At 54.6% G+C, this 14,681-nt stretch carries 10 protein-coding genes; 2 read left to right on the top strand and 8 right to left on the bottom strand.

Annotation, left to right across the window (positions count from 1 at the left end; all coding sequences use genetic code 11):
* Positions 1 to 1,070 precede the first annotated feature (1,070 nt).
* The 7 genes from KTQ90_RS10765 to KTQ90_RS10735 form a co-directional block, all read right to left on the bottom strand.
* Positions 1,071 to 2,798 carry a phosphoethanolamine transferase family protein gene (locus tag KTQ90_RS10765; RefSeq protein WP_217318434.1) on the bottom strand — a complete coding sequence of 576 codons (1,728 nt, stop codon included), beginning with the start codon at positions 2,796 to 2,798 and terminating at the stop codon, positions 1,071 to 1,073.
* A 50-nt stretch (positions 2,799 to 2,848) separates the two neighbouring features.
* Positions 2,849 to 4,060 (bottom strand): BamA/TamA family outer membrane protein, encoded by a 1,212-nt coding sequence (locus tag KTQ90_RS10760; RefSeq protein ID WP_217318433.1) that lies wholly within the window; start codon positions 4,058 to 4,060, stop codon positions 2,849 to 2,851.
* 76 nt (positions 4,061 to 4,136) lie between these two features.
* The gene (locus KTQ90_RS10755) at positions 4,137 to 5,102 is read right to left on the bottom strand and encodes a PCMD domain-containing protein (protein ID WP_217318432.1); all 966 of its coding nucleotides are present in this window, start codon (positions 5,100 to 5,102) and stop codon (positions 4,137 to 4,139) included.
* Positions 5,103 to 5,348: 246 nt separating this feature from the next.
* Positions 5,349 to 6,956 (bottom strand): S41 family peptidase, encoded by a 1,608-nt coding sequence (locus KTQ90_RS10750; protein WP_217318431.1) that lies wholly within the window; start codon positions 6,954 to 6,956, stop codon positions 5,349 to 5,351.
* Positions 6,957 to 6,971: 15 nt separating this feature from the next.
* Positions 6,972 to 8,915, bottom strand: coding sequence for a DNA topoisomerase IV subunit B (locus KTQ90_RS10745; RefSeq protein ID WP_217318430.1), 1,944 nt, complete (start codon positions 8,913 to 8,915; stop codon positions 6,972 to 6,974).
* A 63-nt stretch (positions 8,916 to 8,978) separates the two neighbouring features.
* The gene (locus KTQ90_RS10740) at positions 8,979 to 10,127 is read right to left on the bottom strand and encodes an N-acetyltransferase (protein ID WP_217318429.1); all 1,149 of its coding nucleotides are present in this window, start codon (positions 10,125 to 10,127) and stop codon (positions 8,979 to 8,981) included.
* A gap of 143 nt (positions 10,128 to 10,270) precedes the next feature.
* The gene (locus tag KTQ90_RS10735; protein WP_217318428.1) at positions 10,271 to 11,596 is read right to left on the bottom strand and encodes a THUMP-like domain-containing protein; all 1,326 of its coding nucleotides are present in this window, start codon (positions 11,594 to 11,596) and stop codon (positions 10,271 to 10,273) included.
* Positions 11,597 to 11,783: 187 nt separating this feature from the next.
* On the opposite strand from KTQ90_RS10735, the gene KTQ90_RS10730 reads away from it, so the two are divergent.
* Both KTQ90_RS10730 and buk read left to right on the top strand, forming a co-directional pair.
* A complete protein-coding gene (locus KTQ90_RS10730) occupies positions 11,784 to 12,704 on the top strand; it encodes a phosphate acyltransferase (protein ID WP_217318427.1) in 921 nt (306 codons plus the stop codon).
* Positions 12,705 to 12,723: 19 nt separating this feature from the next.
* Positions 12,724 to 13,785, top strand: coding sequence for a butyrate kinase (buk, locus tag KTQ90_RS10725; protein WP_217318426.1), 1,062 nt, complete (start codon positions 12,724 to 12,726; stop codon positions 13,783 to 13,785).
* 204 nt (positions 13,786 to 13,989) lie between these two features.
* Here buk and KTQ90_RS10720 read toward each other — a convergent pair whose 3' ends face one another.
* The gene (locus KTQ90_RS10720; RefSeq protein WP_217318425.1) at positions 13,990 to 14,412 is read right to left on the bottom strand and encodes an Hsp20/alpha crystallin family protein; all 423 of its coding nucleotides are present in this window, start codon (positions 14,410 to 14,412) and stop codon (positions 13,990 to 13,992) included.
* Between the last annotated feature and the right edge of the window lie 269 nt (positions 14,413 to 14,681).

Below are 14,681 nucleotides of genomic sequence, written 5' to 3'. Positions count from 1 at the left end.
AACTTATCGTGAGACTTTACATGGTAAAAGCATAGGTTTTACTGGGTAAAGTCTCAAGAGTTACAGTGTAAAGTCTCACGAAAAGTTTGTAAAAGCTATCGTTTTACACTGAAAAGTCTCAATTTTTATTGCCTTTCATCCTACTTTCGCCTTTTTAAACCTAAAAACGCGCCTCTCATTTCTCTAGAATGAACTTTTTCGCGGAGGTGACTTGTACTATATTTGCATGGGGTTAAGCGGATTACAAAAAAGTTTTTTTTGAGAATTTTTCGGATTAAACGGATGCTAATATAGGAGGGTATGGCATCCCTGCCGTACCCACGCAGCCACTAACCTCCAGGGGGTGCAGCTGTCTCAGCTGCACCAACAAAGCAGACGGCATTCATTTGCCTGATTGGTGCACTTCTTGCTCGGTTGGTGCACCTCTTGCTTGGTTGGTGCACTTGAGACAAGTGCACCCCCTGAAAATAGCATCCGCCTTATGTCAAACAACGGATTTATCGGATTAAACGGATTTGTTGGCGGCGTAATTATCTGATTAAACGGATTCTAATATAGGAGGGTATGGCTTTCCTGCCGTACCCACGCAGCCACTAACCTCCAGGGGGTGCAGCTGTCTCAGCTGCACCAACAAAGCAGACGGCATTCATATGCCTGATTGGTGCACTTGAGACAAGTGCACCCCCTGAAAATAGCATCCGTTTAATCTGCTTGTTTATTCAACGCACCCATCGAATCCGTTTAATCTGTTTAATCCGCTGTTAAAATTCCACAGCAAGAAAATCCGTTTAATCCGCTTTCAATTCATCGCACCATAACCATCTGTGTGCATCTGTGATATCCGTGGGAGAACATAGCAGCAGAAGGTTCTGTGAATTCGGCGTGTTCTGTGGGAGAATAATAATACAGAAGGCTGCGTGGGTACGGCAAGAATGCCGTACCCACAAGGGGTGCACTTGTCTCCGCTCGTCTTTGCCGCTTGCCAGAGCAAGAAGTGCACCAACGTAGTAAAAAGTGTACTTCTTGCTCGATTGGTGCACTTGAGACAAGTGCACCCCCTTGGAGGCATTCTACAACCCTACGCCCCACTTCTTCAGCTGCTCGAAGTCGATATCGGAGAAGCCTGCTTGCTTCAGCGTTACGGAGCGGTTGTGGTCGTTGAGGTAGCGGCGGGCGCCGCAGCGGTATGTAGGATTGGCGAGCGAGAGCGGCATCACGTCGGCAACGCACGGCGCACTGATGCCTGCGATGGAGAGCATCGTCGGGAATACAGACGCACTCGACTGCACATCCTTCGCGCGGTTGGCGTTGAGCGCCGACACAACAGCAGGATACTCCGCACGGTAGGACGCCGAGGTCCAGACAAGGAGCGGCACATGTATGCCGTGCGACGCCGGCGTGGGCGAAGCGTGCAGGAAGCGCTTGCGATAGTCGTCGAAGATATTCTCGCCGTGGTCGGACGTGTAGAGCATTGCCGCCTGCGCCCCACTCTTGCCGAGCATCGTGATGATGCTGTGCAGCACGAAGTCGGTCTGACAGATGGTGTTGTCGTAGGCGTTGATGAGCTGAGCGCGGTTCTTCGGCTCAGCCTCCGTCGGCGTGTCGGGCAGGAACTTGGCGCGACTCTGCGGATAGCGGTCGCGGTAGTTGAAGTGCGAGCCGTACGTATGCAGCACAATCAGCTCCTTCTTGCGTTTCTTGGCGAGGATGTTCTTCACGTAAGGCAGCAGACGCTCGTCGCTGGTCTGCGCCGTCACGTCGCCAGTGATGACGCTAACAGCCGAGCGGATGAACACGAAGTCGTCAGCCTCATCACCGAAGAAGTCGATGAACAAGTGGTTGGGCTGCTGGTTGGAGATGAACGAGGTGTGGAAGCCTGCCTCGCGGAACGCCGTGATGAGGCTCTTCTCGCGGTACAGACGTGCGTGGTTCTCGGCAGAAGCCGCTGCGAGCAGCATCGGCACACTCTTGTGCGTGGTGTTCGACTGCGAGAGCACATGGCGGAACACGCTGAGTCCGTCGGTCTTTGAGAGCAACGGATTGGTCTCGCGCCCGTAGCCGTAGAGCTGGAAGTTGTCGGCGCGTGCCGTCTCGCCAATGACGAGCACGTACACCTCGGCAGAGTCGGCGTCGTGAGCCGAGCGGGCGTTGAAGCGGAAGGAGGCTACATCCTTGCGGTAGTCGGCTACGCGTCCGCTCTCGCGGCAGGCGAGGTAGAGGTTGTAGAAGATGTTGGCGGGATAGACATGGTCTTCGGCACGATAGTCGAAGTCGCTGTCCTTAGGATAAGCCGCATAGCACAGCGCTATAAGCACGGCGCCCGCAGCCATGCCGCACCATGAGTAGCGGCGCACACGCTTGAGGAACGCTACGTCCTCGGTGCGATGGCGTGCCCACGACATTGCGGCGAGCACGAGCAGCGGCAGGTAGAGGATGAACACGGTAGCAACGGCGGGCACGAGGTTGTTGAGCAACTCCATCGCCTCGCCGGGGTTGGTGGTGACGAGGTTGAGGAACATGTCGACGGCTATCACGCCGCGACCGAAGAGGTAGAGCAGCACTATCTGGAAGGCTGCGAAGAAGACGATGAGGAAGAGGAACCACACCTGGCGTCCCGTCTTCTTGGAGAGCGTCATGAGCAGCGCGTAGAGCGATACGGGCAGCACGACGTTGGCTACGCAAGCCAACACGGGCATGTGCTCGGTGAAGCAGAGCGCCACGTTGGGGACAGCGAGCGAGAGCACGATGTAGAAGAAGAGGAAACGGGGAGAGGTCAAAAAACCTATTATCTTTTTCATAAGAATATAGTTAGCCGTAGCGGAGGTCTCCGGCCTCCGCTACGAAAGAATTAAAACGCTTCGTTGATATTGAATATAAAGCTGTGTTGTCCCGACTTACCGAAGCCGTAGTCGAGTCGCACGTTGACATTCTTCTTGAACTCCCAGCGGTAGCCCACGCCCATGTTCGGCAGTATGTGCTTCCACTCTATCTTGCTGAACTTCGGGAAGATGGTACCGGCGCCTACCCATGCCACCACGCCGTTGCGCTTCCACACATGCTGTCGCAGCTCTACCTGCGCCTCCATCTTATGGTTGTCGCGGTAGCGGCCCTGGTAGTAGCCGCGCATCGAATAGCTGTCGCCGAGCTGCGCGAGCATCGACCACTCCACATCGCCGAAGTTGAGCTGCGTGCGGAAGTCGGCAGCGAGCGTAGCGCCGCGCCACAGATGCGTGTAGCCGTCGATGCGGAAGTCGGTGGTGTAGGAGTTGTACTTGTTGCCGATGAACTTCGGGCGCATCAGCTGCATGAACTGGATGTACATGCCTCGCTTCGGCGCCGTGAGGTTGTCGCGCGTGTCGTAGATGGCAGTCACGCCCGCACCGAAGTTGAGCGTCTCGGGGCGTTCGCCGCCAAGCAAGTCGACGCGGTCGAACTTAGTGCCGCGCACATAGTCGAAGTCGACGGTCGGACCGATGAAGAGGTTGTCGGCGGTGCGTATCAGCCAGTCGGCTTTGAACTGCGCCTGCCAGCGCTTCATCTTGCTCTTGTTGGCGTCCTGGTTGCCCATGTCGTAGCCCCATCCCCAGATGTAGCACGGGAAGGAGTAGAAATAGACCGTGTAGTTGAGGCGGTGGGTGTCGCGCGGGAACTTATGTGTGCCGCGCACGCCGAGCATGTAGAAGCCCACGGTAGAGACGTCGCCGAAGAGCGACACGTTGCTCGGAGCCGAGAGCGAGTCGGCAGGGTCGGAACGGTAGAGACCGGCAGCCACGAGTCCGATGCCGAACTTGGTGTCGGAGCTGTAGTGGGGTCCGCCTATCACGCTGAAGTCGAAACGCTTGTTCTTCTTCTCCTTGTTGGCGTCGTTGAAGTAGGCAAGGAAGCGGTTGAAGAGACTCTTCTTCGGCTTCGCCACCACGGCGGTGTCGGCAGCCCAAGGCACGTCTGCGGCAGACGCCACAACTACTGCGGTAGTGTCAAAACAGAACGGCTCTGTAGCCCGAGCGGGCTGCAGAGCTATCGTAAAGAGTAAGAAAAGAATCGCTTTTAAGGGGCGCATAACCTCATGTTTTTAAATTAATAATAGAGTTGACAAGGATATCTCAACACCTCACCATCTCAACATCTCAACACCTTTAATACACCAGTCCTACGTTGTCTACCCAGAAGGTGTTGCCCACGGTGCCTACGTAAGCACCGCCGTGGCTCGACGAGAACTGCAGCACGATGTGCGTCGGTGTGGCGTCGGCATCAGCCCAGCCGGTTTCCTTCACAATCACGCTCTTGCCCTTAGAGTTGCGAGCGTAGTCGGTAGAACGCAGACCCATCATCGAAGCGTCGTAGAACGACTTGCCGGTGATGTTGCCGTAGTGAATCTCGTAGGTGGCGTCCTCAACCCATCCATTGGTCGACTTGCCGTACTTTACCACTACGGTGCCCACGCGCTGCGCGGTGATGTTGCCATGCGCATCCTCGTGGCGACGCTGCAGAAGCAGAAGAGCCACGCAGTAGTCTTTGCCATGCACGGTCGTCACCTTAGAGAAACCGGTCTGACGGATGCGGTTGGCGTTGCCCGGCACATGCACACGGTAGTCGAAGCGCAGAGCCTTGGGACGATGAGTGAACGGTATGCCGAAGTTAAGCGCCTTCGGGCCTTCCTTCGTGCCGGTGATAGGCTCCTTCATGTCGCCGAGGAAGATGCTGCCGGCGGCGAGCACCTTAATATTAATAAGACCAAGCACCTTGCAGGTCTCGATGTGGGTGGTCATTTTGACGCAATGTCCCGATCCGCGGTTGTCGCGATACACCGAATTGTTGGTCTTCGTGATGCCCGAAACCTTAGCCATCACGTTGCTCGTGCCCCAAGGCGATCCGCCGAGGTTCACGTATGGGTTGTTGCCCTTCAGGGCTCTGTTTGGTCCAATCTCGTAGAGTGTCTTTGTATTGCCGCCGATAACAGCCGACTCGTGAATCTGGCGTGTCACCCATGTGTCGAAATTGCCGTACTTGAACAATACGAACTTTCCTTCCGCACTGGCTGAAAGACTACATAAAACGCAAAGCATTGTCACAATGCTGCTCTTGAACATTAATTTTTTCATCTCCTAATTATTATATATGTTGTTACTGTTTCATTACAACTGATGTTGCAGTTTCAATGACTACTACTATTACAGTTTGGTTGCAAAGCCGTTAAAAGCCTTGTCGTTAGGCGCAAAGATATACAAAAAAGGCAAATGCGAAAACTTTTTTATCACAAAAGTTTTCCATTTGCCTTAATATTTAATGTCTGTCAACACTTCGAAAGAAATAAGGACGACTTTTAGTAGCTTTTAAGCCAATACGTTTTACTTGCCCGTAATCACTTCTACCGCCTTGCTCACGATGTGGTTCTGCTCGTTCATCAGGCGGAAGTATTCGTTCATATCCCAAATGTCGCGGGCTATGAGCGCCTTCAGTTGCAGACGCAGCATGGGGAGCGTACGCTGGCGCTCGGCGTCGTCGCGAGGCTTTACCTTCTGGCGCTCGGCTTCAGCAAAGAGCGTGTCAACCATCGCCTGCGGCACCTCGAAACGCTTCATGTAGTCGTCGAACTTCGCGTACTTTGCCTTCAACTCGTCGCGGTGGTCCTCAACGTATCGCAGCGTTGTGTTGATAACGAGCGAGCGGGCTACGAGCTGGCGGTGGAACGCTGTGTACTGTGTGGTGTCGAGCGGCACGAACACGTCGGGCATAATGCCTCCGCCGCCATACACCGTGCGGTGCTTGCGCAGGGTGTAGCAGCGCAGCGAGTCGTTGAAGTGTATCGAGTCGGCAGAGTAGAGTTCGCCGTGCTTGAAGCGCTTCTCTATATCCTGCGCGTAGTCTTCCTTCTCGCCCTTCTCGTAGGGCTTCTGTATGCAGCGGCCCGAGGGCGTATAGTAGTGGGCTACGGTGAGACGTATCATCGAACCGTCGTCGAACTCGATAGGACGCTGCACCAAACCCTTGCCGAACGAGCGGCGGCCTATCACGGTTCCACGGTCCTGGTCTTGGATGGCGCCGGTGACGATCTCGGCTGCCGACGCCGAATACTCGTTGATGAGCACGCATACCTTGCCTTTCTCAAGGCGACCGCCGCCACCTGCGTTGTACTCCTGGCGCTTCTGGGCGCGTCCCTCGGTATACACTACGAGGTCGCCCTTCTGCAAGAACTCTTCAACGATGCGCACAGCCGACTGCAAGTAGCCGCCGCCGTTGTCCTGAAGGTCGAGGATAAGGTCGCGCATGCCGGCTTTCTGCAGCGAGTCGACTGCGGTCATGAACTCGCCGTATGTGGTTGCACCGAACGAACCGATGCGAACGTAGCCCACGTGCGGACGTATCATGTAGTAGGCGTCGAGCGTGTGTACGGGTATCTTCGCACGCGTCACGGTGAACGTGAGCAGGTCGGGCACGCCGCGACGCTTCACGCCGAGCTTCACCTTCGACGAGCGCGGACCGCGCAGGCGGCGCATTATCTCCGAACGCTCCATCTTCACGCCAGATATGGTTGTGTCGTTGACAGTGATGATGCGGTCGCCGGCAATGATGCCAACTTTCTCTGAAGGGCCTTTGCGTACGGGCTGGATGATGAGCAGCGTGTCGGAAATCATGTTGAACTGCACGCCGATGCCGTCGAACGAGCCCTGCAGAGGCTCGTTGAGCGACTTTGTCTCCTTCGCCGTAGTGTACGACGAGTGGGGGTCGAGCTTCTCAAGCATGCCGCGTATGCCGTCCTCTACGAGCTTCTGGTCGTCTACCGAGTCGACATAGAGATTGCTGATGGCGAGTTCTGCTATCTGGAGCTTCTTGAGCGGATTGACGCGCTGTGCGAATGTAGCTACGCACAGCAAAAGAAAAACCAACGCACCCACTCCCGTCTTTAACGAGAATGAGTGCGATGCGTTATGTTTGTGATTATTGGTACGTTTCATAATCTGATTGTTTTGTTATTCCATGTCTTCCTCGGGCAGATCTTCCTCCACAACAAGGTTGTCGATGATGAAGTTCTGTCGCTCCATGGTGTTCTTGCCCATGTAGTATTCGAGGAGCTTCTGCACCTGGTCGGTCTTGTGCAGCGTAACCTGCTCAAGTCGCATCTCGGGACCTATGAAATGGGCAAATTCTTCCGGCGAGATCTCGCCCAGACCTTTGAATCGTGTTATCTCAGGGTCGGGTCCGAGGTCGCGTATCGCCTGCTGGCGCTCGTCCTCGCTGTAGCAGTAGCGGGTTATGAAGTCGCTCTTCTTCTCCTTGCCCGTAAGACGCGCGTCAGCGTCTGCCACAACCTTCTTGTTCTTAATCTTGGTGCGGCGGTTGCGCAAGCGGAACAGCGGAGTCTGCAGCACATAGACATGTCCCTTCTTGATAAGATCGGGGAAGAACTGCAGGAAGAACGTGATGATGAGCAGGCGTATGTGCATACCGTCCACATCGGCATCTGTTGCCACTATCACCTTATTATATCTGAGCGTATCGAGTCCGTCCTCAATGTCGAGCGCAGCCTGCAGGAGGTTGAACTCTTCGTTCTCGTACACCACCTTCTTTGTCAAGCCGTACGAGTTGAGCGGCTTTCCGCGCAGCGAGAACACCGCCTGGGTGTTCACATCGCGACTCTTTGTGATAGATCCGCTGGCTGAGTCGCCCTCGGTAATGAAGATAGAAGACTCTTCCTTGCGGTCGTTCTTCGCGTCGGAGTAATGGATGCGGCAGTCGCGCAGCTTGCGGTTGTGGAGGTTTGCCTTCTTGGCACGTTCGCGAGCCAGCTTTGTAACACCAGCCATCGCCTTGCGCTCACGTTCGCTCTCGGTTATCTTCTGCTGCATCACCTCCGCAACGTCGGCGTGTATGTGCAGGTAGTTGTCTACCTCGAGCTTCACGAAGTCGCCCACGTACTTGTTGATGCTTTCTCCGCCCGGCGCCATCTGAAGCGAACCGAGCTTAATCTTTGTCTGGCTCTCGAACATAGGTTCTTCTACGTTCAGCGCCACGGCAGCCACGAGTCCGTTGCGTATGTCGGTGAACTCGTAGTTCTTGCCGAAGAACTCCTTGATGGTTCTTGCTATATGCTCCTTGAAAGCGCTCTGATGGGTGCCGCCTTGCGTGGTGTGCTGTCCGTTCACGAACGAGTGATACTCCTCGCCATACTGGTTGGTATGCGTGAAGGCTATCTCGATGTCCTCACCCTTCACATGTATTATGGGGTAGAGCGGGTCGGTAGTCATCGTGTCGGTGAGCAGATCTGCCAAGCCGTTGCGCGAGAGGATGCGCCGACCGTTGTACATAATCGCAAGACCTGAGTTGAGATATGTGTAGTTGCGCAGCATTGTCTCCACAAAGTCGTCGTGGAACGAATAGCCTACGAACAGTGTGGGGTCGGGTTCAAAGAAGATATACGTGCCGTTCTCGTCAGCAGAGTCCTCGGTGATGTCCGACTTGAGGTTGCCGCGCTCGAACTTGAGCGCACGCACCTTTCCGTCGCGGTACGACTTCACCTCGAAATGTGCCGAGAGGGCGTTCACCGCCTTCACGCCAACGCCGTTCAGACCCACACTCTTCTTGAACGCCTTCGAGTCGTACTTGCCGCCGGTGTTGAGCACGCTGACAGCCTCTACGAGCTTGCCCTGCGGAATGCCGCGACCATAGTCGCGCACCGACACACGCAGGCGGTCGTCGATGTCTACCTCTATGCGCTTGCCGGCGTTCATCTTGAACTCGTCGATAGAGTTGTCGATTACTTCCTTCAGAAGCACATAGATGCCGTCCTCGGGCAACTGACCGTCGCCCAAGCGACCGATATACATACCAGGACGTGTACGCACATGCTCCATGTCGGAGAGGTGGCGTATGTTGTCGTCGGTATACTGAACTGTGGGTTGAATGTTTTCTTCCATTTTATTTCTTTATATCTTATAGCATCCTAAGCGATTGTGACAGCACCAAGGATGCTATCCGATTTAAATGTTCTTTTTATAGCATCTGCGGCGCTTGTGTATCTCGCGGTTGAGATACTGCCACTGTCCCTGAACCTTCATGTTGGTCTCCATCTCGACGTGGGTCTCTCCCCACTTGAAGCCGAGGCGCTGGTAGCGCGGGATGAGGTCGTAGAAGAGCAGAGCGTTGGCGCCTTTCTGACGGTATTCGGGCAGAATGCCTACGAGCAGAAGGTCTACGACGTCGGTCTTGTGGAACTTCAGCGCACGCAGTATGTGCCACCAGCCGAAGGGGAAGAGCTTTCCGCCGCACTTCTGCAGGGCGTGTGCGAGCGAAGGTATGGAGATGCCCACGCCAACCACCTTATGGTCGGGTGTGTTCCAGTCTTCGATGATGGTGATGAGGTCGAGGTCTGCCATGGGCAGATACATCTTCACGTACTGTTCTATCTGTCGGTCGGTGAGCTTCGAGTAGCCGTAGAGGTCCTTGAAGGTCTCGTTCACTACATTGAATATCTTCTTGCCGTATCCGTTCTCGCCGTATATCTCATTGCGCTTCAACTTCTTCACCTGCAGGTTGTAGCGCTTCTGAATCATCTTCGCGATGGTTGCATACTTCTCTGGCATCTCTTCGGGCACGTAGAGCTTGTACTCTACGTAGTCGTTGTCCTTCTCCCATCCGCCCATGCGATCCATGTGCTCAGGATAGTAGGGATAGTTGTAGGCGGTAGCCTGAGTGCCGAGCTGGTCGTAGCCTTCGAGGAGCATTCCTTCGGGGTCCATATCGGTGAATCCGAGCGGACCGACGATTTCTTTCATTCCTTTCTGCTTGCCGTAGTCTTCTACAGCCTTGAGCAGGGCTGTAGACACCTCGATGTCGTCGACAAAGTCGATCCATCCGAAGCGCACCGACTCGCGCTCCCACTTCTTGTTGGCGCTGTGGTTGATGATGGCAGCCACACGACCTACCATCTTGCCGTCGCGAAACGCCATGAAATACTCTGCCTCGCAGAAGTCGAAGGCTGCATTCTTGTCCTTACTGAAGGTCCTCATCTCGTCGAAGTAGAGGTTGGGCACGTCGTAAGCATTACCTTTATAGAGGTCGTAATGAAAATTAACGAACTGGCGAAGGTCGCGGCGCGACTCAACTTTCTTAATCTCTATTGCTGACATTTTTCTTGATTTATTCTTTCATTTTTTGTTTGATATACGTCGCCCGATTGTCACTTCGGGCGATGGATACATCTTTATAAATAAAGCCTTAAAGATGCAAAAGTACGGAAATTTGCTCAAACAGACGAAAATATGCTAAATATTTATTGATATTTATGAGAAATCAGCAGTAGGTGTTCGTCTTCAGCGGTGGTTGTAGCGAATATATACACGTCACCGCCGTCTTTGAGTTTGAGGCGCTTGCGCAGTTCGGCTACCGAGAGCGGGAAGTTGCGTGTGGCGATATTCGCCTTCTCGATGCCTGCCAGCGCCTGGCGCAGTTCGCGCTTGTTGAGCGTTGTGACGCGCTCTATGCTGAAGCTCCTGCCCGGGAAGCCGTCAACGGGCTCAGCAGAAAGGAAGAGGTGGCTGTTGCGGCTGACGGGCGACACGCCGTAGGCTGCCGCAAGCTCGTCGAAGCAGCCGGCCTTCATAATTGAGGCGTTGGGCTCATGCAAGAATTTTGAGTTTTGAGTTTTGAGTTTTGAGTTGGGGGCTGGGCGGGAGGCGCCTGGGGCGTAGACGAAGAGAGAAGCATTGCTAGGAGCGCTAGGGGAACTAGGAGCGCTAGGAGAACTAGGCGTTCTAGGGAAACTAGGTTCACTAGAAAGGCTAGAACAGCTAGAACAGCTAGAACTACTAGAACCGCCAGAAAGACTGGAGCCTCCCGCTTCGAGGTCTGCGCAGAACACCTTCAGCTCGCTTTCCATCTCTTCAGACAGCACGAGCAGCAGCTCTTTGCACTCGCCGCCCACCGACACGATATGCACCTCGCGCACCATGCCCTGCAGGTCTTCTACAGCCTTGTGCCAGTCGAGCATGGGCGAGAGCTTGAGCATCGTGAAGCGCGACTTCTTGAGAAGCTGCGGCAGGAGCTGCACAACGTCGGGCGTGCAGTCGGCAAGCATGACGGTCTTGGCGCCGTGCTGGTCGCGGCGCGCAGGGTCGAGGAATATCATTGTCTGCATATCGAGCGTAGAGAGATAGTCGACGGCGTCGGCGCAGACCACCTTTGCGTTGTCGATGCCGAGCAACGGCAGGTTGTGCTCCACCATGTGGCAGAGTTGCGCGTTGCGCTCTACGTATGTGGCTGAGGCGAAAGCGCAGGAGGTGAACGAGAAGTCGACACCGAAACCGCCGGTCAGGTCAGTCATGCTGGACGCATGATCAACTCTCCTCGCCCACTCCATCGCCAGATTGAGCTTATACTGCGCCGTCGGCTCAGACGAGCACTGCTCCATAGAGAGGTGTGGCGGGTAGACGATGCCGTCGCAGGCAGCCCATGTGGGGAGCTTGCGGCGCGCTGTCTGCCAGCCTTTTATCTGGTCGAGTGCGTAGGGCATGTCGACATCGGGGAAGCGTGCCGACTGAAGGGCGAGCTGACGGGTGTCCTTTTCGCGATATTCTTGTATAAATTCTGCTGTTGTCATAGACTATATCTTGGTATATTTGACTGCAAAGTTACTATATTTCACTGATTAAAGTTCCACATTCCTGCGATTGAGAATAAATTTTCCCGTTTTTCTTTGCAGTATAACAAACTTACTGTACCTTTGCAAAAGTTGCACAGATAGCAACAAAATGCGCAACTCTAAACATAATACCCTATAAATAAGTATGGAACCTATCGTTGACTTTAAAATCCTACCCGAACGTCTGCGCCAAGCTGCGCAGGTAGTGACGGTTGCCGTGGCATCTCCTGCCGACTCTCACACAGAAGAAGTTATCGAACGAAGCATCGCGGAGCAGTTCGCACGCTTCATCCTTGTGGCTAACGCAGCTAAGGCTGACATCGCTCGCCGTCTGGCTGCCGACTATCCCGACAAGGTGACCCTCATCGTAGCCGAAGACGACGACGATGCGGCGCGTCATGCCGTGAAAGAGGTGCGCGAAGGCCGCGCCGACGTGCTTATGAAGGGTTCGCTGAACACCGACAACCTCCTGCGCGCCGTGCTCAACAAGGAGGAGGGCATCCTCATCAAGGGCAGCGTGCTGACACATATCGCTGTGGCTGACGTGCCGAGCCTCAACCACTTGCTCTTCTTCACCGACGCAGCCGTCATTCCCTACCCCACTACGGAGCAGTTTGACGCTCTGGCGCGCTACATCACCGCCACCTATCGCAGCATCACGGGCGGCGACCGTCCGCGCGTGGCTCTCATCCACTGCACCGAGAAGGTGTCTGAGAAGTTCCCGCTCACGCTGAGCTACGAGGAGCTGAAGGCTAACGCCGCCAACGGAGCCTACGGCGAGGTGGACCTGAGCGGTCCGATGGACGTAAAGACGGCTTGCGACGCAGAGAGCGGAGCCATCAAGGGCATCGCATCGCCGGTTGTGGGCAAAGCCAACTGCCTCATCTTCCCCGACATCGAGGCTGGCAACACGTTCTACAAGACGCTCACACTCTTCGGCGGAGCTACGGTTGCGGGCATGCTCGTGGGCACCAGCGCGCCGGTCGTGGTGACATCGCGCGCCGACACTGCCGACTCTAAATTCTACTCTTTAGCAACTGCCTGCCTGAAGGCGATTAACAAATAAGAAGCAACAAACATCATTTATGAAGAAGATATTTGTCATAAACCCCGGCTGCACCTCAACGAAGGTGGCTGTGTATGAAGACGAACGTGCTGTATGGACATCCGACGGACTGCACCCGCAGGAGGAGCTGGACCAGTTCACCACCGTTAACGAGCAGTATGAGTATCGCAAGAACTTCGTGCTGAAACTGCTCAAGGAGGCTGGAATACCTCTGGAGTTCGACGCCGTGATAGGTCGCGGCGGTCTGCTCAAGCCGCTGCACGGTGGTGTCTACGCCGTCAACGAGCAGATGAAGCAGGACCTCATCAACGCCAAGCACAAGCATGTGTGCAATCTCGGTTCGATCCTTGCCGACGACATCGCACAGATGTGTCACTGCCCAGCCTACATGGCTGACCCTGTGGTGGTAGACGAGTTCATGACACGCGCTCGCTACACGGGTCTGCCGTTCATGAAGCGCGAGTCGATATTCCACGCGCTCAACGCTAAGGCTGCTTCGCGCCGCTATGCGCGCAGCATAGGTCGCAAGTATGAGGAGATGAACCTCGTAGTGGCTCACCTCGGTGGCGGCATCTGTGTGTCGGCTCACCACGAGGGCAAGGTGATTGACGTGAACAATGCGCTCAACGGCGAGGGTCCTATCGCGCCGGAACGTGCCGGAACACTGCCTGCCGACCAGCTCGTGCGCCTCTGCTTCTCGGGCAAGCATACCGAGACTGAGATAATGAAGATGCTTGCGGGCAACGGCGGATGCCAGGCGCTGCTGGGCATGAAGGACATGAAGGAGATCTCGCGCCGCGCTGAGGCTGGCGAGGAGCCGTTCCACGAGGTGCTCGAGGCTATGCTCTACACCGTGTCGAAGCAGATTGGCGCCATGGCGGTTGCGCTCTGGGGCAAGGCGGATGCCATCATCCTCACCGGCGGCATAGCATACAGCAAATACTGCGTTGAGGAGATAAAGAAGCAGGTGGGCTTCCTCGCTCCGGTCGTAGTGCTGCCGGGCGAAGGCGAGATGGAGTCGCTGGCGTTCAACGCGCTCGGAGCACTCAACGGCGAACTGCCGGTACATGAGTATAAGTAATTTTTAATTATTAATTATTAATTATTTTATGAAGAAAGCCCTGCTTCGCATTCGTGCGAAGCAGGGCTTTCTCACTTAAACCTAATCAACAATTTTCTCAACAACAATTTATATCATCTAATACTAACCAAAATCAACTGCTGAGCGTGCCTGACGGCGTCGGGCTGCGAAGCTGTCGTGCCGTCTGGGCGTGCCTCGCGAGGATTATTTCACCTCAATCTGGCGAGCTGCCTTCTGCACGTTCTGCTCTACCTTCGGAAGATCGATAGTAAGCACACCGTCGCTCACGTTGGCAGCAATCTTCTCCTTGTCGACATCGTCAGGCAAGAGCAATGTCTGCTCGAACTTGGTGTAAGAGAACTCGCGGCGCAGATAGTGCTCCTTCTTCTCCTCTTCCTTCTTCTCGTTCTTCTTCTCCATCTTGATGTGCAGGTTGCCGTCAGCATCGATGTTGATGTTGAAGTCGTCCTTCGTCATTCCGGCTGCAGCAAGCTCTACAGTATAGTCGTGTTCTGTTTCCTTAACGTTGATTGCCGGGGCGGTTGCGTTTGTACGCGGCATAAAGTCGGTATCAAAAAAGTCGTTGAAAACTTCTGGCATCCAAGTATTTCTCATTACTGGTAACATATCAAATACCTCCTATTTATATTTTAATCTTACGTTTATCGTTTGCTTGCCTTCGGGCTTCCGCCCATCGGCTTGCACTAAGTATACTGCAACTTACGTGCCAAAAACGTTTCGCTGTTTCCACCGATAAATCGTAAGCAACATTGGCAGTTTCGGCGACAGATAGTCAGAAGCAAAGGACAAATTGGCGGAGAATGTTGGTGCAGCGGAGGTTCTCCCACAGATTTCACTCTAAGTTTGCAGAAGAATGCGACGCAGTCGCATAAACG

Source organism: Leyella stercorea (assembly GCF_019052365.1).
Classification (GTDB): Bacteria; Bacteroidota; Bacteroidia; order Bacteroidales; family Bacteroidaceae; genus Prevotella.
The sequence above is the reverse complement of the archived record's forward strand: the minus strand, read 5'-3'. Positions and strand labels throughout refer to the sequence as shown.

Bases quoted from the DNA above. Each gene is read 5' to 3' on its own strand.
- KTQ90_RS10765 (WP_217318434.1), bottom strand. From the start codon at position 2,798: ATGAAAAAGATAATAGGTTTTTTGACCTCTCCCCGTTTCCTCTTCTTC.
- KTQ90_RS10760 (WP_217318433.1), bottom strand. From the start codon at position 4,060: ATGCGCCCCTTAAAAGCGATTCTTTTCTTACTCTTTACGATAGCTCTG.
- KTQ90_RS10755 (WP_217318432.1), bottom strand. From the start codon at position 5,102: ATGAAAAAATTAATGTTCAAGAGCAGCATTGTGACAATGCTTTGCGTT.
- KTQ90_RS10750 (WP_217318431.1), bottom strand. From the start codon at position 6,956: ATGAAACGTACCAATAATCACAAACATAACGCATCGCACTCATTCTCG.
- KTQ90_RS10745 (WP_217318430.1), bottom strand. From the start codon at position 8,915: ATGGAAGAAAACATTCAACCCACAGTTCAGTATACCGACGACAACATA.
- KTQ90_RS10740 (WP_217318429.1), bottom strand. From the start codon at position 10,127: ATGTCAGCAATAGAGATTAAGAAAGTTGAGTCGCGCCGCGACCTTCGC.
- KTQ90_RS10735 (WP_217318428.1), bottom strand. From the start codon at position 11,596: ATGACAACAGCAGAATTTATACAAGAATATCGCGAAAAGGACACCCGT.
- KTQ90_RS10730 (WP_217318427.1), top strand. From the start codon at position 11,784: ATGGAACCTATCGTTGACTTTAAAATCCTACCCGAACGTCTGCGCCAA.
- buk (WP_217318426.1), top strand. From the start codon at position 12,724: ATGAAGAAGATATTTGTCATAAACCCCGGCTGCACCTCAACGAAGGTG.
- KTQ90_RS10720 (WP_217318425.1), bottom strand. From the start codon at position 14,412: ATGTTACCAGTAATGAGAAATACTTGGATGCCAGAAGTTTTCAACGAC.